The sequence below is a fragment of the Kitasatospora sp. NPDC036755 genome (genome assembly GCF_040636595.1).
Taxonomy (GTDB): Bacteria; Actinomycetota; Actinomycetes; order Streptomycetales; family Streptomycetaceae; genus Kitasatospora.
On the sequence record NZ_JBEZUT010000013.1, the window covers coordinates 13,712 to 38,865 of the forward strand.

Consider the following 25,154-nt stretch of genomic DNA (forward strand, 5'->3'; position numbering starts at 1 on the left):
TCACTGCGTCGAAGGTTGCCGAGACCGCCCCGGCCATGGAAGGCTCTGTGGATGTAGGCCGCCCGGCCATGCCGTCGGGAGCGCCGGAAACGCCCCGTTCACGCGGGCGTTGCGACCGGCAACCGGCCTTCGGCGAAACGGCGAGGCATCGTCGGTGGGCACCGGCAACGGTGTGCCGCCGCGTGGGGAACGAACGGGGAGGGCAGCATGACGACCGTCGGACGACACATCATCACCGCCGTTCCCGGCTCCCCGGTCCTCGGCGCCGTCATGCCCGGCGCCTTCGCGCCCGGCGCTTCCGTGTCCGGTGCCGCCGATCCGGCGCTCACCGTCCGCCGCTACATCGACCAGGCGCTGATCTGCAGCGCGTGTTGTCGCCGATCGGCCTGACCTTCCCGGTACGTCCCCCGGCGCCGACGGCCCACCCGGCCCTCCCGGTCCGCCTCCCGACGCACCGCCGAAACCCGTCGACCAGGCCGTAGCGGACCGCCCGTCCGGCGAGCCCGCGGCCGACCAACCGGACCCGCCCAGCGGAGAGAACACCAGTGAACATCGTCTGCCCCGCCACCACCCCCGGCACCGTCGGCCGTACCCGAATGACCGGGACGGCCACCGCGATGTGCGCGGGTGGACGGACCGGACGGTGGAACCGGTGCGGGAACCGCGCCGGGGACGGCCGGCAGGGTCGCTTCGACCTTGAGCCGTTCTGGCCGTCCCGGCAGCCGCACCTGTTCGATCAGACGTGTCCCGGCTCGCCCAGCGCGTCCCGGTCCTCCGCCCGCTGATCCGGTTCGATCCGGTCCAGCCCAGGCAGTACGCCCGGTCGACGCGCAGACGACTCCACCCCGTCCGTCACGCGCGAAATGAGCGGCACATCATGTCTTCTTCTTCCACGGCCACCCTGCCCCTGCCCACCGCGACCCCGCACCTGCGGGCGGTCCGTTCCGTCCCGCCGGTCTCCTCCGCCCCCGTTCCCAGCGCCGTGCCGGTCGGTCCCGGCACGCCCGGGGCCGAGGGACCGTCCGTTCCGGCGCCGGTCTCCGGCCGATGGCCGGGGGCGGCGACCCGTCCGTCCCATGCCGGGCCGTCCCCGGTGGGGGCGGCCCACGGCGGCCCGACCCGCCCGGCGGCCCTCCCGACCTCCGCCGCCGCACAGCCGGGCGCGACGGTCCCGCAGGTGCCCCCGGCGCTGCTCGCCGCGCTGCCGGAGGGTGCGACCGTCGTCGCCACCCTGCCGCAGGGCGCGCTGCCGCAGGGGCTGCTCGCCCAGTACGGAACCCAGTTCGGCGGTTCGGCCGGCAGCCCGATGGTCGGGTACCTGGTGCTGGTGCCGGCCGAGGGCCCGGCGGCGGGAGCCGCCGTCCTGCCGGGGGCCCCGAGCGGTACCGGCGTCGGGGCCGCTGCCGGCGTCGGGGGCGGAGTCGGGGGCGCGATCGCCGCCGGGGCTCACACGCTTCCCGCCCCTGCCGCGGCGACCGGCGCGCCCGTCGCCCACATCGTCGCGGGCGCCCGTCCGGTCCGCCCCGCCGGGCGCGGCATCTCCGTCGACACCGAGCGGCGCAGCGCCTACGTCGACGGGCGGTTGCTCGACCTCACCTACCTGGAGTTCGAGCTGCTGGCCCACCTCACCGAGCACCCGCAGCGGGTGCACACCCGGGACCACCTGGTCTCCGCGGTCTGGGGCTACGGGCACGTCGGGGACGGGCGGACGGTGGACGTGCACGTCGCCCGGCTGCGCCGCAAGCTCGGACCGGCCTACCGCGACACCATCGTGACGGTCCGTCGGGTCGGCTACAAGTACACCCCGGCCGCGGTCTGACAGCCGGTCGAAGCGGTGGGCCGCCCGTCCTGCATCTGGACGGGCGGCCCACCGCGTCTCCGGCCTGCGTAACGGCCTGCGGCGGCGGTCAGGAGCGTTGGTCCGGCGGCAGCAGGAGGACGGCGAGGGCGTCGGCACAGCTGCGGGCGTGGCCGAGGAACCAGTCCAGCCGGTCGTCGGTGAGGTGGGCGGGTGTCGAGCGGACCGCCAGGGCGAACCGGGCCTGCCCGGTACCGTCCAGGACGGGCACGGCCACCGTGCGCACCCCGGTGGCCGACTCGCCGTCGTTGAGGGCGTGTCCGGTCGACCGGACCTTGGCCAACTCCTGCTCCAGGTCGGCATGTTCGGTGATCGTGCGGTCGGTGAAGGAGGTCAGCGGGCCGAGCGCCGGAGGCGGTGCCCCGCCTGGGCGGGGCCAGGCCAGCAGGACCTTGCCGAGCGCCGTGGAGTGCAGCGGGCGGCGCAGGCCCAGCCCGGTGTCCGGACGGACCGAGCCGCCGACCAGGATCACCGCGTGGGGGCCGCTGCGGATCGCCAGGTCGGCCGTCGCCTTGGTGCGCCGGGACAGCAGCTCCAGCTCGGGCCCCGCGAGGTGCAGTCCGCGCTGGTGGAAGGTGAGTTGGCCGAGTTCGGCGACGGCCGGGCCGAGCCGGTAGCGGGCGGTCTGCTCGTCCTGCTCCAGGAACCCGGCGCTGACCAGCGTGCGGGCCAGCCGGTGCGCGGTGGAGACCGACAGGCCCGTCCGGCGGGCCAGGTCCGAGGCGCTCAGGTCGGGCCCGTTGTCGTGGAAGCAGTGCAGCAGTCCCAGCGCGCGTTGGACGGCCTGCGCACCGGCCGGCGGACTCTGGACGGCGGTGGCGGCCTCGGCCATGGCACCTCGCGTTTCGGTTCGAATGGTTGTGGTTCGTCGTGGATCGTTGCGGTCCGGAGCGCTCTTCGGTCCGGCACTGCGGACGGGCGGCCGGGGGCGGTCTCAGCGTAGGGCAGCCGGAGCTGCGGGTTTGTTTCGACGACGTTGCAATGGAATGGCGTTGATGAACAACCGATCCCACCATGTGGCAAAGGCTTGCTTCCGGCTCGCCTGCCGTGGAACGCTCCTCGCATCGCACCGACGGCCACTCGGACCGGCCGGTGCCAGCCCCCGACCCCGCGGAAGGAGAAGCGCCGTGACGACCCACCGGTGTCTCCCCTCCCGTGCGTGTCGTCGCTGACCGACGCCCCGGCGCCAGCCTGCCCCCTTCTGCATCGTGGTGCACAACTCCCTTGTGCACCAGGCCTCATGGGCCATCGTGCGGTAACCGATCCCGAACTCCTCCGGCCGTCGCCGGAGCCTCCGTGGAGGACCAACTCCGTTGTCCAGTCACACCCAGAACCCCTCCTCGCTGCGCGACACCCTCTGGTTCACCCGCTGCCCGGTGCCGACCGCGACCGGGATCGCCGCCGACCAGGGCTGGCTCGCCCGGGAGTTCGCCGCCGACGGCATCGCCGTCCGCTCCCTGCAGGACGCACCGCCGGAGGTTGCCGTCGACCACCACTTCACCCACGCGCTGACCGGCCTGTTCCGGGAGGGCGGCAACGTCCCCGCCCTGTGGGCCCGTTCGCGCGGTGAGGAGACCAGGCTGATCGGTCTCACCTGGATCGAGGAACGCCAGGTGGTGCTGGTGCGGGCGGGCAGCGGCATCAGCGAACCCGGGCAGCTGCGCGGGCTGCGGCTGGCGGTGCCACGCCATGGCATCGGCATCGACTTCTGGCGGGCGATGGCGCTGGCGGGCTTCCGGGGCGCTCTCGGGCTCGCGGGCCTCACCCTGGCCGACGCCGAGCTGGTGGACGTTCCCGGCGTCCCGGGCGGCGGGCAGTGGTCCGCCGAGCTGTCCGCCCTGCGGGACGGCACGGTGGACGCGGTGTACGTGAAGGGGGCGCTCGCCGTGGAGGCGGCCCGCCGGATCGGTGCGGAGGTGGCGGTGGACCTGGACGCGGCGCCGGACCGCCGGGCCCGGGTCAACAACGGCACACCCCGGCCGATCACCGTCCACCAGCGGCTGCTGGACGAGCGGCCCGAGCTGGTCGCCCGCTTCCTCGTCGTGCTGCTGGAGGCCGCCGACTGGGCGGCGGAGCGTCCGGAGGAGGTGGCTCGGATCCTGCGGGCCGAGACCGGGGCCGGCGCCGAGGGGGTCGCCGGGGCCTATGCGCCGGGCAGTCACCGGACCCTTCACCTGGACCTGTCGGCGGAGCGGCTGGAGCTGCTGGCGCTGCAGGAACGATTCCTCGGAGAGCAGGGCTTCCTCGCCGGACCGGTGGACGTGCGGACGTGGGTCGACCCGGAGCCGCTCCGCGCCGCCCGCGAACTGCTGCGCGAGCGGCGCGCGGGTGAAGGCGGCGGTGCGGGCGCGGGAGTCGGCGGCGCGGGTGAGGGCGTCGGCGGCGGTCGGATCACAGACTTCAGGTAACAGCGTTCAGCTAACAGATTTCGAAAGTTGTCAGCTGTCGGCTGTCATCTGTCACCCACTTGGAGGCCCCGTGAAGACCGTCCTGAAGACCCCTGTGAAGACACCTCGCCCCGTTCTTGTCGCCGCCCTACTGCTCGCCTCCACCGCTCTGGCCGCCTGCGGCTCGTCCGCCGACGGGGCCAAGGCCTCCTCCGGAGGAGCGGGCGGCAAGGCCGACGTGGTGCTCCGCCTGCCCGACCCCGGCAACAACGGCTTCCTCGCCCGCGGCAAGAAGGACGGTTCGCTCGACCGGGCCCTGGCCGCCGTCCACGCCAAGGCCGCCTGGACCGGCAGCGCCGGCCCCTTCGCCCCCGCCGCCCAGGCCCTCTCCGCCGACCAACTGGACGTGGCCCAGGGCTCGATCACCTCGGCCGTCGCGGCGCTCGCCCAGAAGCCCGGCTTCAAGCTGTTCGCCCAGACGGCGCCGGACGGCGTCGGCGAGGGGATCCTGGTGAAGAACGACTCGCCCGTCAAGTCCGTCCAGGACCTGATCGGCCGGAAGGTCGCCGTCTCCCAGGGCGGCACCAGCGAGTACCTGCTGCTCAAGGCGCTGGCGAAGAACGGCATCCCGGCGGAGAAGGTCGAGCGGGTCTACCTGCGGGCCGACCAGACCTCCGGGGTCTTCAACTCCGGCCAGGTGGACGCCTGGGCGACCTGGAACACCTTCTCGACGCCCGCCATCGCCAACGCCGGCGCGCACTTCCTGGTCAACGGCCAGGAGGTCGGCTCCGACAACTACGCGGTCTGGGCGGTGCGCAACGGCTTCGCCGACAAGCACCCCGAGGTGGTCAAGGCCTTCTACGCCTACCTCCGGGAGAACGGAGAGAAGGAGAAGGCCGACCCCGCCGGCTACCTCAACGTGTTCACCGACGCCGGACCGACCGCCGTCACCCCCGCGGAGAAGGACGTCGCGGTGAACGTCAGCCGGCAGGGCACCCCGGCCGCCGCCATCTCCGACGCTGACGTCGCACGCTTCGGAACGGTCGCCCAGTTCTTCGCCGACCAGAAGGTCACCAAGCAGCTCGTGGACGTCAAGCCCTTCCTGATCGACGTCGACGGGCTCAGGGAGGGCACCAAATGACCGCCGCCGTCGCGCGATCCGCGCCCGACGACACCCGGGCGGCGCTGACGGCCGGCCTGGTCCCCCCGCAGGCCCGCCGGCTCCGCCCCCGACCCCGCGCACTCGCCGTGACCCTGCGCACCGTCGGTCCGCTCGCCCTGCTCGGCGGCTGGGCGCTCGCGTCCGCCACCGGTGCGCTGACCCAGGACGTGCTCGCCTCACCGGCCCAGGTCGCCCAGGCCGTGGGGGAGTTGTGGGGCAACGGCCAGCTGACCGAGGCCCTGTCCGTCTCCCTCACCCGCGCCGGACTCGGCCTGTTCTTCGGCGCGACCACCGGCTTGGTGCTCGGCGTGGTCACCGGATTCACCCGTCTCGGCGAGGAGTTGCTCGACTCCGCGATCCAGATCCTGCGGACGGTCCCCTTCCTGGCCCTCGTCCCGCTGTTCATGGTGTGGTTCGGCATCACGGAGACCGCGAAGGTGGCCCTGATCGGGGTCGCCACCAGCTTCCCGATGTACGTGTCGGCCTCGGGTGGGGTCCGCAGCACCGACCGCAAGCTGGTCGAGGCGATGCGCAGCTTCGGCCTGGGCCGTTGGGCGATCGTGCGCACGGTCGTGCTGCCCGGTGCGCTGCCCTCGCTGCTGTCCGGGCTGCGCCTGTCGATGACGCTCAGCGTGATCGCACTGATCGCCGCCGAGGAGATCAACTCCACCGAGGGCATCGGGTACTTGATGGCCCAGGCGCAGAACTACTCGCGTACCGACGTGCTCGCCGTCTGCATCCTGATCTACGGGCTGCTCGGCCTCGCCGCCGACGGCATCGTCCGAGTCCTGGAACGCGTGCTGATGCCGTGGCGCCAGGCCGTCCAGGGAGCGGCCCGATGACCGCCGACACCTCCGCCTCCGTCTCCTCGTCCACCTCCGCCTCCGTCCTGCTGCCGCCGGCTGTCTCGCCCGCTCCGCCCGGTTCCGTCCGAACGTCCGAGGGGGCGGCCCCGGCCGTCCACCTGCGCGGCCTGCGCCGGGTGTTCGGCACCCGGGCGGTGCTCGACGGGGTCGACCTCTCCATCGCCCGCGGCGAGTTCGTCGCCCTGCTGGGCGCCAGCGGAACCGGCAAGACCACGCTGCTGCGCATCCTCGGGGCGCTCGACCAGGCGGACGAGGGCACCGTGCTCGTTCCGCCGGTCCGCACCGTGGTGTTCCAGGAGCCCCGACTGGTGCCGTCCAAACGGGTGCTGGCCAACGTCACGGTCGGCCTTCCGCGCGGCGCCGCCACCCGGGAGACCGGGCTGAAGGCGCTGGCCGAGGTCGGCCTGGAGCGGCACGCCGAGGCGTGGCCGTCCACCCTCTCGGGCGGCGAGGCGCAGCGCGTCGCGCTCGCCCGGGCGCTCGTCCGGGAGCCTCAACTCCTGCTGCTCGACGAGCCGTTCGCCGCCCTGGACGCGCTCACCCGGCTGCGCATGCAGGACCTCGTCGGTGATCTGGTGCGCCGCCACCGCCCGGCGGTCCTGCTGGTCACCCACGACGTCGACGAGGCCGTACGGCTCGCCGACCGGGTCGTGGTGCTGCGCGAGGGCCTGCTCGCCCGCGACGAGGCCGTCACCGTCGAGCGCCCGCGTGATCCCGCCGATCCGGCCTTCGCCGAGCTGCGGCGCCGGCTGCTCGCCGACCTCGGTGTCCACTGACACCGGCGATCCACCCGGATCCGCCCCGGATCCACCCTGATCCCTCAGGGGCCACCCGCGGTTCTCCCGATCTCCCCGATCCCCGCCGACTTCCCCGATCCCCGCCGACATCCCCGACTTCCCCCGACTTCTGACAAACCGAGTCCGCACCACCGGAGTTGACCAGATGACCGTCACGCTCGGCGTCCACGCCAGCAACCCCTCGCTCTACTACCTCGCCCGACTCCCCTACCTGGACGAGGAACTGGCCCCGCTCGGCGAGACCGGCGCCTTCCACCACTACGCGGACGGCACCCGCACCGGCGAACTGCTCGCCGAGGGCGTCATCGACTTCGGCGGCACCGGCTCCACCCCGCCGATCACCGCCCAGGCGGCCGGCCACGACCTGGTCTACGCGGCGGTCTCGGCCCCCCGCCCGGACCACGGCGCCCTGCTGGTGGCGGACTCCGGTCCGGTGCGGACGGTCGCGGACCTCAAGGGCACCACCGTCGTCCTCGCCGTGGGCTCCTGGCAGACCCACCTGCTCGCCAAGGCCCTGCACGCACAGGGACTTTCGTACGGCGACGACGTCACCCCGGCGCGCCCGGCGGCCGGCGAGGACCCGGCCCGACGGCTGCGCGACGGCGAGATCGCCGGCTGGATCGCGCAGGGCGCCGAACTCGCCGCGGCCCGCCGAAGCGGAGAGTTCCGCGAGCTGATCCGCACCGGCGACGTCATCACCGACCGCTCGGTGTTCTTCACCCGTCGGGACTTCGCCACCGACCGCCCCGAGGTGGTCGCCGCGATCGCGGCCGCACTGTGCCGGGCGGACGCCTGGGCCGCCGCCAACCCGGCCGAGGCCGCCGCGATCGCCGCCGAGGAACTGGGCGGCACGGCCGCCGACTGGCGGTCCGCGCTGGTCGCACTGCCCTGGCGTCTGGAGCCCGCCACCGCCGGGTTCGTCGCCGAGCAGCAGGAGGCCGCGGACATCTTCCACGGCGCGGGCTTCATCGACCGGGCGCTGAACGTCGCCGACGCCCACCTCCCCGCACTGGAGGCCCCGGTGGCCGCCGCGCTCGCGAAGGCGGTCTGACCGGTGGCGTCCGAAGTCCTCTGGTACATCATCCCGCGCGAGGGCCACTACCCCTGGGAGCCGGCCGGACGCCGGCCGGTGGACCTCCGCTACCTCCAGGAACTGGCGGGCAGCGTCGAACGGTTGGGCTACACCGGCGCCCTCCTCGCGACCGACCTGTACGACGTCTGGACGCTCGGCAGCGCACTCGCGGCCGCCACCACCCCGGCCTTCAAGCCGCTGCTGGCCGTCCACCCCGGGTTGGTCTCGCCCACCCTGCTGGCCAAGATGGCGCTCAGCTTCGACCGGCTGCACGGCGGTCGGTTGCGCTTCAACGTGGTCAACGGCTCGACCGCCCAGCTGCGGGAGTACGGCCTGGACGTCGAGCACGACGACCGCTACCGGCTCAGCGGCGAGTACTGGTCGATCGTCAAGCGCCTCACGGCGGGCGAAGTCTTCGACCACAAGGGCGAGTTCTACGAGCTGAAGAACGCGGGCGCGAGCCTGCGCGAGCTGGCTCCGGTGCAGCCGGGCGGCATTCCGCTCTGGTTCGGCGGCAGTTCGGCGGCAGGCATCGAGATGGCCGCCGAACACGTGGACGTCTACCTGACCTGGGGCGAGCCCCCGCACCTGCTCAGGGAGAAGCTGGACCTGGTTCGCGAGCGCGCCGCCGCCCACGGCCGGACGCTGCGGATCGGGCTACGGCTGCACCTGATCGTCCGTGACACCGAGGCCGAGGCCTGGGCGGCCGCCGACCGGCTGCTGGACGTCACCAGCGAGGCCACCTACGCGCGCCAGCTGGGCGGGGCGAAGGGCGAGGACGGGGTCGGCTGGCAGCGGCAGTTCCGCCAGCACGGCGGCAAGGTGCCGGCTCGGGCCCGGGAGCTGGAGGCCTATCCCAACCTCTGGCCGGGGATGAGCCTGTTCCGCCCTGGGCCCGGCACGGCGGTGGTCGGCTCGACAGCGCAGGTGATCGAGCGCCTGCAGGAGTTCGAGGCGCTGGGCGTCGACACCTTCATCCTTTCGGGCAACCCACTGCTGGAGGAGGCGCACCGCGTTGCAGAAACGATCCTTCCCGCTCTGGGCGTCAAGCGGCCGACGTTGACGGGGGAGTGATGGCGCGCGGCGCACGGCGCATGACGCGTGACGGATGACAAGTAACGGACGACAGATGACAGCTGACAGATTTTGAAATCTGTCAGCTGTCATCTGTTCGCGGCAGGCTGTCAGCCGTCACCCGACCTTCGCCGGACCGTGCCGTCTCCCGCACCGCCCCCCGCTGGGCTCAGCGGCTCAAGCGGTCGATCTCCGCCAGCTCCTCGGCCGTCAGCGGGCCGCCCGCCAGCGCGTCGAGGTTCTGGTCCAGCTGGGCCACGCTGCTCGCGCCGATGATCACCGAGACCACCCGCGGGTCCCGCAGTACCCAGCACAGCGCCAGCTGCGCCAGCGTCTGACCGCGCCCCTCGGCGACCTTGGCCAGCGCCCGCAGCTGCTCCAGCTTCGGCCCGGTGAGCGCCTCCTCGGTGAGGAACCTCCCGACCGACATCCGCGAGCCCGCCGGGACCTCCCCGGTCAGGTAGCGGTCGGTCAGCAGCCCCTGGGCCAGCGGCGAGTAGGCGATCAGGCCGGTCCGGGTGTCGCCCACCGCGTCCAGCACGCCTTCGTCCTCCACGTACCGGTTGAGGATCGAGTACGCGGACTGGTTCATCAGCACCGGCGTCCCCAGCTCGCGCAGGATCGCCACCGCCTCCCGGTGCTGCTCCGCCGGGTAGTTGGAGATCGCCGCGTACAGGGCCCTGCCCGAGCGCACCGCGCTGTCGAGCGCCCCCATCGTCTCCTCGATCGGGGTGTCCGGGTCGTACCGGTGCGAGTAGAAGACGTCGACGTAGTCCAGGCCCATCCGGTCCAGCGACTGGTCGAGGCTGGCCAGCAGGTACTTGCGGCTGCCGCCGTTGCCGTACGGGCCGGGCCACATGTCCCAGCCGGCCTTGGTGGCGATGAACAGCTCGTCCCGGTACGGCCGGAAGTCCTGGGCGAACAGGTGGCCGAAGTTGCGCTCGGCGCTGCCGTACGGCGGGCCGTAGTTGTTCGCCAGGTCGAAGTGGGTGACGCCCCGGTCGAAGGCCCGGCGCAGCACCGCCCGCTGCACCTCCAGCGGCTGGGCGTCACCGAAGTTGTGCCAGAGCCCGAGCGAGACGGCGGGCAGCTGGACGCCGCTGTGGCCGGCCTTCCGATAGGTCATCGAGTCATAGCGGTCATCCGAGGCGAGGTAGCTCATGCCGGACATCCTGCCAGCCGGTCGCGGCGGATCAAGCCCTTGCCCCCGTTCCCGGCCGGTGCCTATGCTCGCGGGGCATCGTGTGCGTGCGAGTCGGCGGGGAGGCGAGATGGCAGTCCGGACCGTGACAGCCGCCGCAGCCCGCTGTTGTTGTCGCCGCCACCGCGGCGCCGGCCGCTGACACCGAGCGCTGACGCCACCCGCGCCCCGCCGCGTCGCGTCGGCCGATCCGCCGGAGCCGTCCGGGCCGCCCGCCCACCGTCCGTGAGGGCGCGTCGCCCGTCGGCGTCCCGGTTCCCCGCGATCCGCGCTGCTCGCCGGGCCCCACCGGCGCACCGATCATCCCGGGGCCCGAACCGAGCACATCCAGAGCCCGACCCGAGCACATCCAGAGCCCGACCCGAGCGCTACCCGACCCCGACCCGAGAGCCCAAGGAGACCGCCGTGCGGTTCACCGTCTCGTCCCTCGTCGCCAACGCCCCCGACCCGGTCACCGGCGTCCTGCGCACCCCGCAGCAGAAGCTGCGCAACGTCATCGACCAGGCGGTGCTGGCCGAGCAGCTCGGCTACGACGGCTACGGAGTGGGGGAGCGGCACGGCGAGCCGTTCCTGTCCCCGGCGCCGCCCCTGCTGCTCAGCGCCATCGCCGCCCGCACCTCCACCATCCGGCTGTTCACGACGGTCACGGTGCTCAGCGTCCTCGACCCGGTCCGGGTCGCCGAGGACTACGCGATGCTCGACCAACTCTCAGGTGGGCGGCTGGAGTTGATCGTCGGCAAGGGCAACGACCCGCGTCACTTCGGGCTGTTCGGCCTTCCCGAGGAGCGCCAGTGGGAGGCGCTCGCCGAGAACTACGCGCTGCTGCGCAGGCTCTGGCGCGAGGAGAAGGTGACCTGGGAGGGCTCGACCCGACCGCCGCTCAAGGACGCCACCGTCTCGCCGCGCCCCCTCCAGGATCCGATCCCGGTGTGGCACGGCAGCGCGACCAGTACCCGTTCCACCGACCTCGCCGCCCGTCACGGCGACCCGCTCTTCTCCGCCAACTCCTTCCATCCCCTGGAGAAGTACCGGGCCCTGGTGGAGCACTACCGCGAGCGCTGGGTGCACTACGGGCGCGACCCGGAGCTGGCCAGGGTGGGGGCGAGCTTCGGCGGGCTGTTCATCGCCAAGCGCTCGCAGGACGCCGTCGAGGGCTTCCGCCCGTACTGGAACGCGCTGTTCGCCTCAGCCGCCGGTCGGCACAACCAGTCGCCGTTCGCGTCGCTGGAGGACGCGCTGGAGCGCGGTTCGGCACTGGTCGGCAGCCCGCAGCAGGTGATCGAGAAGATCCACCGCTACCACGAGGCCTTCGGCAACGAGGTGGTCGGCATCGGGGTGGACGCGCTCGCCGAGGGGGCGCAGCGCGAGCAGCTGGAGCTGTTCGCCGGCGAGGTGGCGCCGGAGGTCCGTCGCGCGCTGCCGTAGCGGACCGGGTCCGTCCGCCCGCGCAATGCGCCGTGCGCCCCGTACGTGGTGCGGGGCCGACGACCTTCCGTGACGTGACGCGCGCCACCGGGTGCGCCGGAATGCCGTTCGGCGGGGCGGGGGATGACGAACGGTCGAGGGGCCGTGGCCGCCGGGGGGCGGCGCACGGCCCTCGATCGTCGGCGTCCCGGCGGTGCGACCTCGGGGTGCCCGGGGGCCCCGGGGGCCGGGAGGTCCGGACGGGGTTCGCGCTGGCGTTCTGTACCTACTGGTATGTACAGTGATCCGCATGAGCACCCAGGACCGCCTCATCGAGAGCACCCAGGCCCTCCTCTGGGAGCGGGGCTACGTCGGCACCAGCCCCAAGGCCGTCCAGCAGCGCTCCGGAGTCGGCCAGGGCAGCATGTACCACCACTTCACGGGCAAGCCCGACCTCGCGGCCGCCGCCCTGCGCCGCAGCGCCGAGCAGCTTCGGGGCGTCGCCGAGGCCGATCTCGCCGCCCCCGGCACCGCCTACGACCGGATCGCCGCCTACCTCCTCCGCGACCGCGACGTGCTGCGCGGTTGCCCGATCGGCCGGATGGCCCAGGACCCGGAGGTGGCCGCCGACCCGCTCCTGCGCACGCCCGTCCAGGAGACCTTCGACTGGCTGCGCGGACGGATCGCCGGACTGGTCGCCGAGGGCCGGACGGCCGGCGAGTTCGACCCCGGGGTCGACCCGGCCGACACCGCCGCCGTCGTGGTCGCCGTCGTCCAGGGCGGCTACGTCCTGGCCCGCGCCGCCGACAGCGCCGAGCCGTTCGAGCAGGCCGTCCGCGGCGCGCTCGGCCTGCTCGCGGCTCACCGCAGGGCCTGACGCGCCGCGCCGACCCGCAAGAGCTCGCAGGCCAGGGCTTGCGGGCCGGGTCCTGCAAGCCAGAAGCCCGCCCGCCGGGCCCCCGTCGTCCCCCCAGGAGTCCCACCGTGCACGCCATGCAGTACGAGATCACCCTCCCCGCCGACTACGACACGGGCGTCATCCGCAAGCGGGTCGCCGACAAGGGCCACCTGCTCGACGCCCACCCGGGCCTCGGCCTCAAGGCCTACCTGGTCCGCGAGCGCGGACGACAGGACTCGCCCGTCAACCAGTACGCGCCGTTCTACCTCTGGCGCACCGTCGAGGGCATGAACGGCTTCCTCTGGGGGCCGGGGTTCCGAGGGCTGAGCGCCGACTTCGGCCGCCCTGCCGTCCGGCACTGGCTCGGTGCGGGCCTGGTCCACGGCGAGGCGGGAAGGGCGGCAGCGGCGGGGGAGACGGTCGGGTCGCCGACCACCGCCACCCGCGAGATCGTACGGCTGCCGGAAGCCTCCGACCCGGCCGAGGCCGTCGAGCGGGCGCTCGCCGACCTGCCCGCGCACCCGGCCCTGCACACCGCGGCCGTGGCCGTCGACCCGAGCCGCTGGGAACTGCTCCGCTTCGCACTCTGGCACGGCCAGGCCCCCGAGGACGCGTCCGGTGTCCGCTACCAGGTGCTGCACCTGTCCCGCCCCGAACTCGACCGGCTGCCCGCCGGCCGCCACTGGTGAAAGGCCCCACCTCCCCGATGTCCCCCACCTCGATGTCCCCCGCTCCGACACCCCCCGGCCCGACCTCGCCCGCGGCCGCTCCCGCCGGCGCCGCGCTCACCGAGGCCCCACTCGACCGCGCGGCCGGCCACGCCCTGCTCGCCGACCTGGCGGGGCCGGAGGCCGCCTCCGCCCTCGGCGGCCTGGACGCCCTGGCCCCCGGCTTCCCCGACTGGATCGTCACCAGCCTCTTCGGTGGCACCTACCAGCGCCCCGGCCTCGCCCTGCGCGACCGCCAGATCGCCAACCTGGCCGCCCTCACCGCCCTCGGCGGCGTCGAGCCCCAACTCGCGGACCACGTCCGGTACAGCCGACGGATCGGCCTGACCGAGTCGGAGATCACCGAGGTCCTCGTCCACCTCGCCCCGTACATCGGCCTCCCCAAGGCCCTGGCCGGCCTGCGCGTCGCCACCGCCACCTTCGCCGAGGGCGCCGAGGGCGCGGAGGGCGCGGAGAGCAGCGGTGCTGCCGGGACCACCGGCCCTGCCGCCGTCGAGGAGCCCGAGGCATGAGCCGCACCGTCCGCACCGTCCTCGGCGACCTGGACCCCGCCGACCTCGGCGTCACCGACTCCCACGACCACCTCTTCATCCGCAGCCCGCTGCTCCCCGGTCAGGAGCTGGATGACTCGGCCGCCGCCGAGGACGTCCTGCGCGCCTACGCCGCCGCCGGTGGCCGCACCTTCGTCCAGTGGACCCCGCTCGGTATGGGCCGGGGCGCGGAATCCCTCGCGGGGCTCTCCCGGACGACCGGCGTGAACATCGTCGCCGCCACCGGCGCGCACCAGGCGGTCCACTACGCGCCGGGCTTCTTCCCCGACCTCCCCGACCTCCCCGACCTCCCCGACGTCCCAGGCCTCCCAGGTTCCCCCGAACCCGCCGCCGGGACGGCCGAGCACCCCGGCCCGAACACCGACCTCGCGGAACGCTTCGTCGCCGACCTCACCACCGGCCTGCACGGTGCGCCGGAAGGGGTCCGGGCCGGGCTGATCAAGATCGCGGACGACGCGGGGCCCGCCGGCCGGCACGCCTGGTGGACAATGGCTGCGGCCGCCGAGGCCCACCACGCCACCGGCGCCCCGATCGCCGTCCATCTGGAAGCCGACGGCTCGCCGGACCGCGTCCTGCGCCGGCTGCGCGATCACCACGGGGTCGCGCCCGACCGGATCATCCTCGGCCACCTCACCCGGCTGCCCGACCGCGCACTGCACCGCGCCCTGGCCGCCGAAGGCGTGCGTCTCGCCCTGGACAGCCCCTCCCGGCCCGGCCACCCCGGCGACCACCAGGCCTACGAGATGATCGCCGACCTGGTCGAGGCGGGCCACGCCACTCAGCTGCTGCTCGGCGCGGACACCACGACCCGGACCGCCCGCGCGGCCGGCGGCCCGGTCCGCCTGCTCACCGAGCTCGCTCCGCGCCTCGCCCACACCTATGGCCCCGAACTGCCGGAACTGCTCCTCACCACCAACCCGGCCGCCGCCTTCGCCACCGACTGGCGCACGCCCTGAAGCCAGTCGCAGAAGGGTGCGGTCGGGCAGCCCGGAGTGTTCTCCGACCTCCGGTGCTGCGGTCACCCCGGGCCGGCGCCCTGCCCGCCGGGCGCGTTCACTCCTGCTCGGCTCGTGGCACCAGCGATGCGCGGGAAGTCGGCCCGACCGACTTCCCGCGCACACCAGGCCTCGTTTGCCGCCAGCGGGGCTTCCGGCCTCAACTGCGTTTCCCCGCCGACACCGTGAAGACGGGGACGCGGCGGCGCGGCTGCTCGATGTCGGGGCCGGCCCCGACGTCTGGGCCGGCCCCGCCGTGGTCGTCGAGGGCATGGCCCTGTCGGCACATGCCATGAGAGTCGAGGGCGATGGCGCGTTGCGGGGGTGCCACCTCGGGATCGCGGAGCCGATCCGAGGCCGGCGGACCCCTGCGGTCGGACGTCCACGACGATGGCTGCCGAGTGCGGCCGTGATCCGGTCGCCGGTCTCGTGGCCGCACGACTCGACGCTCACGGCGCAAGGCTGGGTGGGGAGTTCCTCCGTCGCGGTGCCGGGGCCGAACAGGACCGACGGCCGTCGGATCTCGGATCTCGGATCTCGGATCTCGGCTACGGTGCCGGACATGGCGACACTGACGCTCCGGACCCTCACGGCCGCCGACTGGCCGCTCTGGCGGGACCTCCGCCTCGCCGCCCTGACCGATGCGCCGGAGGCCTTCAAGACGGGCCTCGCCGATTGGCCCCGGGGTGGCGAGGCCCGCTGGCGCGAGCGGCTCGGCCTCCCCGGTGCCCACCACGTCGCGGCCCTTCTGGACGGGGACCCGGTCGGGCTGGTCGGCGGCCTGCCCGGATCGCCGGACGGCGTACGGGAGTTGCGCTCGCTCTGGGTCGCCCCGCGGGCGCGTGGCCGGGGCGTCGCGGACCGGCTCGTCGAGGAGGTCGAACGCTGGGCCCGGGCCACCGGCGGGACCACGCTGCGCCTCGCCGTGCTCCCCGGCAACCGCGCGGCGCTCACCCTCTACCACCGCCACGGCTTCACCCCGCTCCGGGAGTCCGGCGACCTGCTCTCCGACGGGGTCACCCGGGAACTCCTGCTGGCGAAGCCCCTGGGGTGACACCCGTCGGGCCCGCCGCCCCGCCGCCCCGCCGCCCCGCCGCCCCGTCGGACCCAGGGCTCGACGGGGCGGGCGACGGTCACATGTGGGTGCCGCCGTCGATCCGGAGCTCGGTGCCGGTGACGAAGGCGCCGTCGTCGGAGGCGAGCATGGCGATCACGCCGGCCACCGTCTCCGGGCCGGCGAAGCCCTGGCCGAGGGCGGGCGACAGCTTGGCCAGCAGGCTGAAGTCGGCGTCGGCGGGCAGGCCCGGGTCGTGGGTCATGCCGCTGTCGATGCTGCCCGGCGCGACGCAGACGGCGCGCAGGCCCTGCTTCGAGTACTCCGAGGCGATGGCGTGGGTGAAGGACTGGATGCCGCCCTTGGTCGCGGCGTACGCGGCCATGTAGGGGTGGGCGAAGCTCGCGGAGGTGGAGCTGAAGTTGACCACCACGCCCTTGCCGCCCGCGAGCAGCGCGGGAAGCGCCTCACGGGTCATCAGGAAGGTGCCGGTCAGGTTCACCGCGAGCAGCTTGTTCCAGAACTCCAGGCTGGTCTCGTGGGTGTGCGAGGAGCGGAGGATGCCGGCCGCGTTGACCAGCGCGTCCAGGCCGCCGCCCAGGCCTGCGATCGCCTCGGCGACGCCCGCGACGACGGCCGCCTCGTCGGAGATGTCCAGCACCCGGATGGTCAGCCGGTCTGCGGTGCCCTCGGCGGTGGCGCGGTCCAGGGTCTTCTTCAGGCCGTCCTCGTTGACGTCGACGGCGACGACCTTCCCGCCCTCGGCGAGGATCCGGTGCACGGTGGCCTGGCCGATGCCCGAGCCGCCGCCGGTGATCAGGACGTTCCGTCCGCTGAAGCGCTCCATGGTGGTACTCCGTTCGTTCGTGCCCTCTCGGCTACAAGGGCACGGTACGCCTAAGTGGCACATCGTGCCAACATGTCTCTTCGTGTCTATTCGTCCTTTCATGCCATCCTGGCGTCGGTCCGCGTAGGCTGACCCCGTGACCGGACGCCCGACCCTGACCCAGCGCCGCCGTGAGGCCACCCGGCTGGAGATCGCCCGCGCCGCCGCCGCGCTCTTCGCCGAGCGGGGAGCGGAAGCGACCACCGCGGAGGAGATCGCCCTCGCCGCGGGTATCTCGTTGCGCACCTTCTACCGGTACTTCTCCGTCAAGGAGGACGCCGTCGCCCCGCTGCTCGCCGCGGGTGGGCAGGAGTGGGTGGAGCTGTTCGTGGCGAGCCCCGTCGGCCTTCCGCTGCGCGAGGCGCTGGAGCGTGCGGCGGTCGCGTCGCTGACCCCGGCCGACGAGGCGCGGGCCGAGATGATGCGGTGGGCCCGCGGCCTGCTGCGGGACCCGAAGCTGAACGCCACCTGGCAGCGCGTCCACGCCGACTCGGAGGAGCGGCTGCGGGCCGCGCTCGTCGAACGCTGCCCGGAGGGCACGGACCCGCTGGAGATCCGGCTGGCGGCCGCCGCGGCGACGGCGGCGATCCGGGTGGCGCTGGAGCAGTGGGCCTCCTCCGAGGCCCCCCTCGCCGGTCCGGGCTCCCCGCAGGACCTCGGCGCGCGCTGCATGCGCGAGCTCACGGCGGGGCTGGGGCTCTGGGGCCGGGTGGGCTGAGCCCGCCCCCGCGCCGGCGGACCATCGACAGCGGACAGCGGACAGCGGACAGCGGACAGCCGACAGCGCGCAGCCGACGGCCGACGGATTTCGGATGTCAGCCGACAGATGTCAGCTGACAACTTTCGAAATCTGTTATCTGAACGTTGTCACCCACCCTCCCTGCTCCCCGTGATCTCCCAGCCACGGTCGGCTTTCTCCCAGCCGGCGTTAGGGTTGGTCCTCGCGCCCCGGCGGGGGAACCGGGGTGACCTCCTCGGATGTCCCCAGCGGAGGGGTCTGGAGTTCGAGGCGTGGGAGCAAGTAGGACATGGGTCTGACGAGCCACAAGGTGCTGGCGCTGACCGCACTGATAGCGGTCGTGATGATGGTCGGCACGGTCTGGTTGTGGCCCAGACTCGCGAAGAGGACCTGGCAGTCGGTGCTCGGCCGGATCGGCGCGCTACTCGCCACCCAGCTCGCGGTGCTCGCCGCACTCGGCCTGGTCGCGAACAACTACTTCGCCTTCTACAGCAGTTGGGACGACCTGCTGGGCACCGGCGACACCGGACCGGTGGTCATCCACAACAAGGCGGACGCCTCGGGCCGGCTGATGGTCGAGACGATGGGCCAGGCCTCGGTCAAGGGCGGTGGCGCGATGGGCCGCGAGCCCGCCCAGTCCGGCGAGATCCGCAAGGTCCGGATCGACGGTGCGGTCAGCCGGCTGTCCACCGAGGGCTACGTCTACCTGCCCCCGCAGTACTTCCAGCCGGAGTACGCCCAGAAGCAGTTCCCGGCCGTGATCGTCAGCACCGGATTCCCAGGAATCGCCGAGAACCTGATCACCCGCTTCAACTACCCCGGCGCCGCGCTCAAGCTGCTGCAGGAGGGGAGGATGCAGCCGACCGTCATGGTCCTGGTGCGTCCCTCGCCCGCGCTGCCGCAGGACACGGAGTGCGAGGACGTCCCGAACGGCCCGCAGTCCGACACCTACTTCACCAGGGACGTGCCCTCGGCGATCCAGGCCAGCTACCGGGTCTCCTCGGACCCGCAGGCCTGGGCGTTCATGGGCAACTCGACCGGCGGCTACTGCGCGCTCAAGCTGGCCATGCGCCACCCGGACGTCTTTCCGACCGCCGTCGCCCTCTCCGCCTACTACGACGCCGCCGACGACCCGACCACGGGCGACCTCTTCGGCGGCAGCAAGCAGCGGCGCGACGAGGCCAACCTGCTGTGGCGGCTGAAGAACCTGCCGCAGCCGAAGGTGTCCGTGCTGCTCGCCGGCACCAAGAAGGGCGACGGCAACTACCGCCCGGAGACCGAGGCCTTCGTCGATTCGGTGCAGAGCCCGATGAAGGTCTCGTACAGCATGCTGGAGAACGGCGGCCACAACTTCGAGACCTGGAGCGCCCTGCTGCCCTCCTCGCTGGAGTGGCTGTCCCAGCACCTCAAGGTGCCGAACCAGTCCGCGTGACCCCGACCGGTCGACGCGGAGGCCCGAAGCCGACCCGGCCCCGGCTCGACCCGCGACCCGGCTCGACCCGCGACCCGGCTCGACCGCGGACAGACCGGACGCGCGGACAGGCCGGACGCGCGAACCGACCGGACGCGCGAACCGACTGCCGACCGGGCCGGACCCGCGAACCGATCGAACCCCCGGAGCCGAGGCCCGGGGGTTCGGCCGTTCGGGAGCCCCGCCGCTCAGGCCACCTGCTCCAGCGTGCCGGTGTGGAGCTCGCCGACCCGGCCGCCCTCGCCCTCGAAGGTCCAGAAGGCCCGTACCGTCAGCTTGCCGAGGTCCATCACGTGGCTGACGGTGATCCCGCTCTGCTCCGTCCAGCTGACGAAGTAGATCCCCGGCGCGACCTCGGCGACGTGCAGCCGCACGTCCTCCCACTGGCCCGCGGACTCGCCGAGGCCCTCCCAGCGCAGCCGCGTGCCGTCGGCCGAGTAGGTGTTGCGGAAGGCCGCGCCGTTGTCGGCCCGGAAGAGGTAGGTGCGGCCGGCGAAGGCGGGCAGGGGCGCGGTCATGGTGGGGCGGGTCCTCGTCTCTGTCAGGTCGTGGCGAGCACCGGGTCGGGTTCGCCGCTCTTGTGCGCTGCGGATGATGCCAGGCCTCCAATTTATCCGACCGGGTGCACTCGGTCAGGCACTCGCCACGGTACGGTCCGCCACCGGCCGGCGGACCGGGTGTGCGACCGGCACATGGGCAGGGCCGCGTGCCGGTCCTACCGTCCCGTCATGAGACGTACCCCCACACGCCCCGTCCGGCGCTCCCGTCCCGGCCGGACCGTCCGCCCCGTCCCGGCGCGGCGCGTCCCCACCGCCCTCGCCGCCGTGCTCCTGACCCTGGCCGCCGCCCTGCTCGGTGCCCCCACCACCGCGCGGGCGGGCACGGCCCGGGCCGCTGCCGCCGCCCCGGTCACCCTGGAAGCCACCTTCCCCGCTCCCGGCAACGGCTGGGCGAAGGTCGAGCGCTATCTCGACACCACCCCCGGATTCGGCGCCGAGCAGTTCCCCTCCGACGGCCGCGGTGACCAGGACGGTGCCCGCCGGACGTACTTCGGCACCGGCCGGCCCTCCTCCGCCCGGTTCCTGCTCTACTCCGCCGCGGGCTGGGACACGGGCAGCCAGGCCACCCCCGTCCTGCTGGTCCACGGAGCCAACGACAACGCCGACCGGGCCTGGGCGAACCCGGGGGAGAGCGGCACCTGCGGCGCCGCGAGCTGCCCGTCCACCGGGCTCGCCCAGTACCTGGCCGGCACCGGCCGCCGGGTCTTCGCGATCGGCTTCGCCCACAAGCACGGCGACAACCTGCTCCAGGCGCAGGCCGTCGGCGACGCCCTCGCGCTGATCCGGGCCCGGCTCGGCGTCTCCCAGGTCGACGTGGTGGCCTGGAGCAAGGGTGAGGTCGCCGCCCGGGCGTACGTGTCCTCGGTGAAGCCCTCCTGGGGGAGGGCGTACGCGGGCGACGTGCGCCGGCTGGTCACCCTGGGCGGTCCGCACGGCGGGCTCGACTACGTGTACGCGCACGGCTGGGACTTCGACCTGGCGACGTGGCCCGCCTGCGGCGGCACCGCCAACGCGCCGTCCCCGCACCTCTACATGACCTGTTACGGCACGTACACCGCGCAGCCCTGCCTCGGGGTGCTGCCCAGCGGCGGCTACGACTGCTATCCGGGCCAGCGCCAGCTGCTCGCCCGCTGGGACGGCACCTACGGGGTGGACACCACCGCACAGGACTGGTGGACGACCTACTACGGCGGGCAGGGCTTCTACACCTCCGGGCAGGGCATCCAGGCGGCGATCGACGCGGGCTCGCTGATCGCCCCGCTCCGGCAGGCGGGTGTTCCGGCCCCGGTGCGCACCTACCTGCTGGCGGGCGGGTCGGCGGACATCCCGGGCGTGCTCAACGAGGGCCGCGGGCCGAGCGACGGCCTGGTCTTCACCGCGAGCGCGCTGGACACCACCGGCATCGCGACGGTCGGCGGCACCCGGCTGCTCGCGGGCCTGAACCACCTGGAGCTCGCCTGGGCGCCGGACGCGGCGAGCCAGGTCAACACCTGGCTGAGCTGAGCTGAGCTGAGCTGAGTTGCGTTGGGCCGAGCCGAGCCGAGCCGAGCAGGGCAGAGCTGAACCAGGCCGCGGCCGAGCCGCCGGCAGGACGGCCCCCGCCGACACGACCGTCCGGTCGGCGGGGGCCGGGGCGGGGGCCGGGGGACTCAGGAAGCGGCAGCCGCCTGGACCACCGTGATGTCGAACGGCTGCCGGTTGTTGGCCTCGTTCCGGTCGTCCGCGCTGCGCACCGTGACCGAGCCGCCGCTCAGCCTGCCCGTCGGCAGCTCCGGGTCGAGCCGGACCGGGACGAGGGCGGTCGCGCTGCGTCCGTCCCGGAGCCCGGGGCCGAACACGCAGCGCACGGTGCGGCCGTGGCCCGTCACCTGGCAGCTGGACGGGAAGTACGGTCCTTCCGGGCTGACGCCGTCGGGCAGGGTGATCACGACCGTGAACGGGGAGGCGGTGGTGTCCGGGCCCCCGTTGCCGACGAAGGCGTGGATGGTCGTGGTGCCGCCGGGCGCGGCCGGGTCGGGGTCGAGTCGGACCACCTCCAGGTCGGAGTCGGACGGCCGCGCGGCGGCCGCGCCCGTGGTCGCCGGCGCGGGCAGCGTGGAGGCCTCCGACGCCTCGGACCCGGTGCCCGAACCGGGCTTGGCCGGCGCGGGCAGGGTGGAGGCCTGGGGCGTCGCCGGTGCCGGCAGGGCGGAGGCGGTCGGGGTGCCCGGTGCGGGCAGGGTGGTGGCGGTGGCGATACCCGGCTCGACGACCTCCACCGCGGGCCGGGGCTCGGGCCGCCGCAGCGCCCAGGACGGGTCGGTGGCCAGCACCGTCACCGCGCATCCCGCCGCCACGGCCGCGACCAGCCCGGCTCCGCCGAACCTCCGGCCCCTCCCGGCACGGCGTACGGCGTCGCGCCGTACGCCGCCGCCACCCCGCGCATCGGCACCCCGCGCGTTCTCCCGCACGTCCCGGTGCTGCCGCATCCCCTGCTGCATCCCCGCTCACCCTGCCCTCGCGTCCCGGCCGCCCGCGCCGTCGCGGGCCGCGTCGGGACCAGGGTGGCGGAGCCGCGGCCGGAGCCCGGTGGCAACCCGCCCGTCGTCCGCTCGAACGGATGACGTCGCGGGCCGCGCCGACCGGGTCGTCCGGCAACGGGGGTTGACCGGCCGTCAGGGGGCGAGGACCTGCCCCAGCCGGCTCGCGATCTGGTGCATCACCGGTACGAGCGAGGCGGCCCCGGCCTGTTCCTCCAGGGCCCGGATGCGGGCCTCGGGGCCGGAGACGGAGAGCGCGGTGGGCGTCGGCGCGCCAGGAACGGCGAGCGCGATGCAGCGGACGCCGATCTCCTGCTCCTGGTCGTCGACCACATAACCGCGCTCGCGCGCCTCGGCGAGCTGGCGCATCAGCTCCTGCGGGTCGGTGACCGTGTACTCGGTGTGCGCGGGCAGCGGGTTGGGGCCGAGGACGGCGCGCGCCTCGTCCTCGGGCAGCTGGGCGAGCAGTGCCTTGCCGACTCCGGTGCAGTGCGGCTGCACCCGGCGGCCGACCTCGGTGAACATCCGCATCGAGCGGCGCGACTGCACCTGGCCGACGTACACCACCTCGCCGCCCTCCAGCACGGCCAGGTTGGCGGTCTCGCCGGTGGCCTCCATGAGTTCGGCCAGGTATGGGCGGGCCCAGCTGCCGAGCAGCCGGCCGGCCGTCTCGCCGAGCCGGATCAGCCGGGGGCCGAGGGTGTAGCGACGCGCGGTGTCCTGGCGGACATAGCCCTGCTGGACGAGGGTACGAACCAACCGGTGGATGGTCGGCATCGGGAGGCCGGAGCTGGTGGAGAGCTCGCTGAGGGTGGCCACGCCGCCGGAGTCGGCCAGTGCCTCCAGGAGTTGGAAGGCGCGCTCGACGGACTGCACGCCGCCGCCCGCGCGCTCGGCGCCTGTCGTCGATGCTGGGTCGGGGGTCGCAACCACCGGTGGTCCCTTCACTGTCGGGGAGGTGTGGAGTCTCGGCGACCTCTTCAACAAACCGTTGAAATTCTGTATCGCGGAAACTAGTCTCCACCTTACAGAATCGGACTCGCCGCCCGGCGGGTTCCGGTCGGGGAAGTCCCCCGCGGAGGTTCCCCAGGGAACGTCCCGCCGGAGTTCCCTCCGTCAGGCTCAACCGTCTTAGGAGTGTCCTGCTCATGGCTGCAGATCAGGGGCCCGTCGGCGCCTCGCCCGCCGCTCCGGTCGTCACTGTCGCCGGTCCTCGCGTCCACCGGGCGGAGGAGGTGCTCACTCCGGAGGCGGTCGCCTTCGTCGCCGGCCTCCATCGCGCCTTCGAGGGACGGCGGCAGGAGCTGCTGGCCAGGCGCAGGACCCGCCGCGCCGAGATCGCCGCGGCCGGAACGCTGGACTTCCTCCCCGGGACCGCCGAGGTCCGGGCCGGGGACTGGAAGGTCGCCGAGGCGCCCCGCGCGCTCCAGGACCGCCGGGTCGAGATCACCGGCCCGACCGACCGCAAGATGGTCATCAACGCGCTCAACTCCGGGGCGCGGGTCTGGCTCGCCGACTTCGAGGACGCCACCTCCCCGACCTGGGAGAACGTGATCGGCGGCCAGGTCAACCTGGTCGACGCCTTCGAGGGCCGGATCGACTTCACCAGCTCGGCCGGCAAGGCCTACACCCTCAAGCCCGCCGCCGAGCTCGCCACCGTGGTGGTCCGCCCGCGCGGCTGGCACCTGGACGAGAACCACCTGCTGGTCGACGGCACCCCGGTGGCCGGCGCGTTCGTCGACTTCGGCCTCTACTTCTTCCACAACGCCGCCCGGCTGCTGGCCAAGGGCGCCGAGGACCCCAACTCCGGCCCGTACTTCTACCTGCCGAAGACCGAGAGCCACCTCGAAGCCCGGCTGTGGAACGACGTGTTCACCCACGCCCAGGCCGAACTCGGGATCCCGTACGGCACGATCCGGGCGACCGTGCTGATCGAGACCATCACCGCGGCCTTCGAGATGGACGAGATCCTCTACGAGCTGCGCGACCACGCGGCCGGCCTCAACGCCGGGCGCTGGGACTACCTGTTCTCGATCGTCAAGAACTTCCGCGACGCCGGCGCCCACTACGTCCTGCCGGACCGCAACAGCGTGACCATGGCCTCGCCGTTCATGGCCGCCTACACCCGGCTGCTGGTGCGGACCTGCCACAAGCGCGGCGCCCACGCGATCGGCGGCATGGCCGCGTTCATCCCAAGCCGCCGCGACCCCGAGGTCAACGCGGCCGCGTTGGAGAAGGTCAAGGCGGACAAGGACCGCGAAGCCGGGAACGGCTTCGACGGCTCCTGGGTCGCCCACCCCGACCTGGTGCCGGTCGCCCGGGCCTCCTTCGACACGGTGCTCGGCGAGCGGCCCCACCAGAAGGACGCCCCCGGCCCGGCCGAGCCGGTGACCGCCGCCCAACTGCTCGACATCGCCGGGGCCGGCGGCACCTGCACCCGTGCGGGGCTGCACAACGCCGTCCAGGTCGGCATCCGCTACATCGAGGCCTGGCTGCGAGGCCTCGGGGCCGTCGGCATCTTCAACATGATGGAGGACGCCGCCACCGCCGAGATCTCCCGCTCGCAGGTCTGGCAGTGGATCCACAACGGGGTCGTGCTGTCCGACACCGGCGAGAAGGCCACCGCGGAGCTGGTCCGCGCCCTGGTCGCCGGGGAGTCGGCCGAACTCCGCGCCGAGCTGGGCGAGGAGGCCTACGGAGCCGGACGCTGGCGCGAGGCGGCCGGGCTCTTCGAACAGGTCGCCCTGGCCGAGGAGTTCGTGGACTTCCTGACCCTCCCGGCGCTCCGCCTGCTGGGCTGAGCCCCGGCCGTCCCGGCCCGGACGGCCCCGGCCCGTCCCACCCTGCTCCGTTCCGTACGGCGACGGATTCACCCGTCCTCCCGCCGTCGTACGGAACGGCTTCTTCCGTTCTCCGGCACATTCCCGGCTCT

Annotated in this window: 24 protein-coding genes; 18 read left to right on the forward strand and 6 right to left on the reverse strand. The window is 73.7% G+C overall.

The features are described 5' to 3' along the window. Positions 1-207: 207 nt before the first annotated feature. Both AB0E96_RS03495 and AB0E96_RS03500 read left to right on the forward strand, forming a co-directional pair. Positions 208-390 (forward strand): hypothetical protein, encoded by a 183-nt coding sequence (locus AB0E96_RS03495; RefSeq protein ID WP_359817903.1) that lies wholly within the window; start codon positions 208-210, stop codon positions 388-390. Between the two features lie 856 nt (positions 391-1,246). Next, positions 1,247-1,819, forward strand: a complete 573-nt coding sequence (locus AB0E96_RS03500) for a winged helix-turn-helix domain-containing protein (protein WP_359817979.1) — start codon at positions 1,247-1,249, stop codon at positions 1,817-1,819. Positions 1,820-1,907: 88 nt separating this feature from the next. On the opposite strand, the gene AB0E96_RS03505 is transcribed toward AB0E96_RS03500, so the two are convergent. Next, the gene (locus tag AB0E96_RS03505) at positions 1,908-2,690 is read right to left on the reverse strand and encodes an IclR family transcriptional regulator (RefSeq protein WP_359817905.1); all 783 of its coding nucleotides are present in this window, start codon (positions 2,688-2,690) and stop codon (positions 1,908-1,910) included. Between the two features lie 481 nt (positions 2,691-3,171). On the opposite strand from AB0E96_RS03505, the gene AB0E96_RS03510 reads away from it, so the two are divergent. The 6 genes from AB0E96_RS03510 (at position 3,172) to AB0E96_RS03535 (ending at position 9,216) form a co-directional block, all read left to right on the forward strand. Further along, complete coding sequence (locus AB0E96_RS03510; protein WP_359817907.1) at positions 3,172-4,266, forward strand: ABC transporter substrate-binding protein; 1,095 nt, start codon at positions 3,172-3,174, stop codon at positions 4,264-4,266. A gap of 70 nt (positions 4,267-4,336) precedes the next feature. After that, entirely contained in the window at positions 4,337-5,386 is a 1,050-nt protein-coding gene (locus AB0E96_RS03515; protein ID WP_359817909.1) for an NrtA/SsuA/CpmA family ABC transporter substrate-binding protein, read from the forward strand. After that, complete coding sequence (locus AB0E96_RS03520) at positions 5,383-6,249, forward strand: ABC transporter permease (RefSeq protein ID WP_359817911.1); 867 nt, start codon at positions 5,383-5,385, stop codon at positions 6,247-6,249. Before AB0E96_RS03515 ends, AB0E96_RS03520 begins: the two co-directional genes overlap by 4 nt. Next, the gene (locus AB0E96_RS03525) at positions 6,246-7,049 is read left to right on the forward strand and encodes an ABC transporter ATP-binding protein (protein ID WP_359817913.1); all 804 of its coding nucleotides are present in this window, start codon (positions 6,246-6,248) and stop codon (positions 7,047-7,049) included. The genes AB0E96_RS03520 and AB0E96_RS03525 overlap by 4 nt, the downstream gene beginning before the upstream one ends. 166 nt (positions 7,050-7,215) lie before the next feature. After that, positions 7,216-8,121, forward strand: coding sequence for an ABC transporter substrate-binding protein (locus tag AB0E96_RS03530; protein ID WP_359817915.1), 906 nt, complete (start codon positions 7,216-7,218; stop codon positions 8,119-8,121). 3 nt (positions 8,122-8,124) lie between these two features. Beyond that, the gene (locus AB0E96_RS03535; RefSeq protein ID WP_359817916.1) at positions 8,125-9,216 is read left to right on the forward strand and encodes an LLM class flavin-dependent oxidoreductase; all 1,092 of its coding nucleotides are present in this window, start codon (positions 8,125-8,127) and stop codon (positions 9,214-9,216) included. A gap of 169 nt (positions 9,217-9,385) precedes the next feature. On the opposite strand, the gene AB0E96_RS03540 is transcribed toward AB0E96_RS03535, so the two are convergent. After that, on the reverse strand, positions 9,386-10,378 hold the full coding sequence (locus AB0E96_RS03540; protein ID WP_359817918.1) for an aldo/keto reductase: 993 nt from the start codon (positions 10,376-10,378) through the stop codon (positions 9,386-9,388). 444 nt (positions 10,379-10,822) lie between these two features. Between AB0E96_RS03540 and AB0E96_RS03545 the strand changes: the two genes are divergently transcribed. The 6 genes from AB0E96_RS03545 to AB0E96_RS03570 all read left to right on the forward strand — a co-directional run bounded on the left by AB0E96_RS03545 (position 10,823) and on the right by AB0E96_RS03570 (position 16,047). Beyond that, positions 10,823-11,842, forward strand: a complete 1,020-nt coding sequence (locus AB0E96_RS03545) for an LLM class flavin-dependent oxidoreductase (RefSeq protein ID WP_359817920.1) — start codon at positions 10,823-10,825, stop codon at positions 11,840-11,842. Between the two features lie 289 nt (positions 11,843-12,131). Then, positions 12,132-12,698, forward strand: a complete 567-nt coding sequence (locus tag AB0E96_RS03550) for a TetR/AcrR family transcriptional regulator (RefSeq protein WP_359817922.1) — start codon at positions 12,132-12,134, stop codon at positions 12,696-12,698. Between the two features lie 107 nt (positions 12,699-12,805). Continuing rightward, entirely contained in the window at positions 12,806-13,408 is a 603-nt protein-coding gene (locus tag AB0E96_RS03555) for a DUF4865 family protein (protein ID WP_359817924.1), read from the forward strand. A 17-nt stretch (positions 13,409-13,425) separates the two neighbouring features. After that, complete coding sequence (locus AB0E96_RS03560; protein WP_359817926.1) at positions 13,426-13,959, forward strand: carboxymuconolactone decarboxylase family protein; 534 nt, start codon at positions 13,426-13,428, stop codon at positions 13,957-13,959. Further along, positions 13,956-14,954, forward strand: coding sequence for a phosphotriesterase (locus AB0E96_RS03565; RefSeq protein ID WP_359817928.1), 999 nt, complete (start codon positions 13,956-13,958; stop codon positions 14,952-14,954). The genes AB0E96_RS03560 and AB0E96_RS03565 overlap by 4 nt, the downstream gene beginning before the upstream one ends. 601 nt (positions 14,955-15,555) lie before the next feature. Next, positions 15,556-16,047 (forward strand): GNAT family N-acetyltransferase, encoded by a 492-nt coding sequence (locus tag AB0E96_RS03570; RefSeq protein WP_359817930.1) that lies wholly within the window; start codon positions 15,556-15,558, stop codon positions 16,045-16,047. A 79-nt stretch (positions 16,048-16,126) separates the two neighbouring features. Here AB0E96_RS03570 and AB0E96_RS03575 read toward each other — a convergent pair whose 3' ends face one another. Next, on the reverse strand, positions 16,127-16,894 hold the full coding sequence (locus tag AB0E96_RS03575; protein ID WP_359817932.1) for an SDR family oxidoreductase: 768 nt from the start codon (positions 16,892-16,894) through the stop codon (positions 16,127-16,129). Between the two features lie 136 nt (positions 16,895-17,030). Between AB0E96_RS03575 and AB0E96_RS03580 the strand changes: the two genes are divergently transcribed. Together AB0E96_RS03580 and AB0E96_RS03585 are read left to right on the forward strand one after the other, a co-directional pair. Further along, positions 17,031-17,651, forward strand: a complete 621-nt coding sequence (locus AB0E96_RS03580; protein WP_359817934.1) for a TetR family transcriptional regulator — start codon at positions 17,031-17,033, stop codon at positions 17,649-17,651. Between the two features lie 310 nt (positions 17,652-17,961). Beyond that, positions 17,962-19,104, forward strand: coding sequence for an alpha/beta hydrolase-fold protein (locus AB0E96_RS03585; protein ID WP_359817936.1), 1,143 nt, complete (start codon positions 17,962-17,964; stop codon positions 19,102-19,104). Between the two features lie 227 nt (positions 19,105-19,331). Here the strand turns inward: AB0E96_RS03585 and AB0E96_RS03590 are convergent, their stop codons facing one another. Continuing rightward, positions 19,332-19,661 carry a MoaF N-terminal domain-containing protein gene (locus AB0E96_RS03590; RefSeq protein WP_359817938.1) on the reverse strand — a complete coding sequence of 110 codons (330 nt, stop codon included), beginning with the start codon at positions 19,659-19,661 and terminating at the stop codon, positions 19,332-19,334. 210 nt (positions 19,662-19,871) lie between these two features. Here AB0E96_RS03590 and AB0E96_RS03595 point away from each other — a divergent pair, with 210 nt between their 5' ends. Next, a complete protein-coding gene (locus AB0E96_RS03595) occupies positions 19,872-21,206 on the forward strand; it encodes a lipase (RefSeq protein WP_359817939.1) in 1,335 nt (444 codons plus the stop codon). Positions 21,207-21,352: 146 nt separating this feature from the next. Here the strand turns inward: AB0E96_RS03595 and AB0E96_RS03600 are convergent, their stop codons facing one another. Continuing rightward, positions 21,353-22,183, reverse strand: coding sequence for a hypothetical protein (locus AB0E96_RS03600; protein ID WP_359817941.1), 831 nt, complete (start codon positions 22,181-22,183; stop codon positions 21,353-21,355). Between the two features lie 174 nt (positions 22,184-22,357). Beyond that, the gene (locus tag AB0E96_RS03605; protein ID WP_359817943.1) at positions 22,358-23,155 is read right to left on the reverse strand and encodes an IclR family transcriptional regulator; all 798 of its coding nucleotides are present in this window, start codon (positions 23,153-23,155) and stop codon (positions 22,358-22,360) included. A gap of 215 nt (positions 23,156-23,370) precedes the next feature. On the opposite strand from AB0E96_RS03605, the gene aceB reads away from it, so the two are divergent. Then, positions 23,371-25,023, forward strand: coding sequence for a malate synthase A (gene aceB / locus AB0E96_RS03610; RefSeq protein ID WP_359817945.1), 1,653 nt, complete (start codon positions 23,371-23,373; stop codon positions 25,021-25,023). The last annotated feature ends 131 nt before the right edge of the window (positions 25,024-25,154 follow it).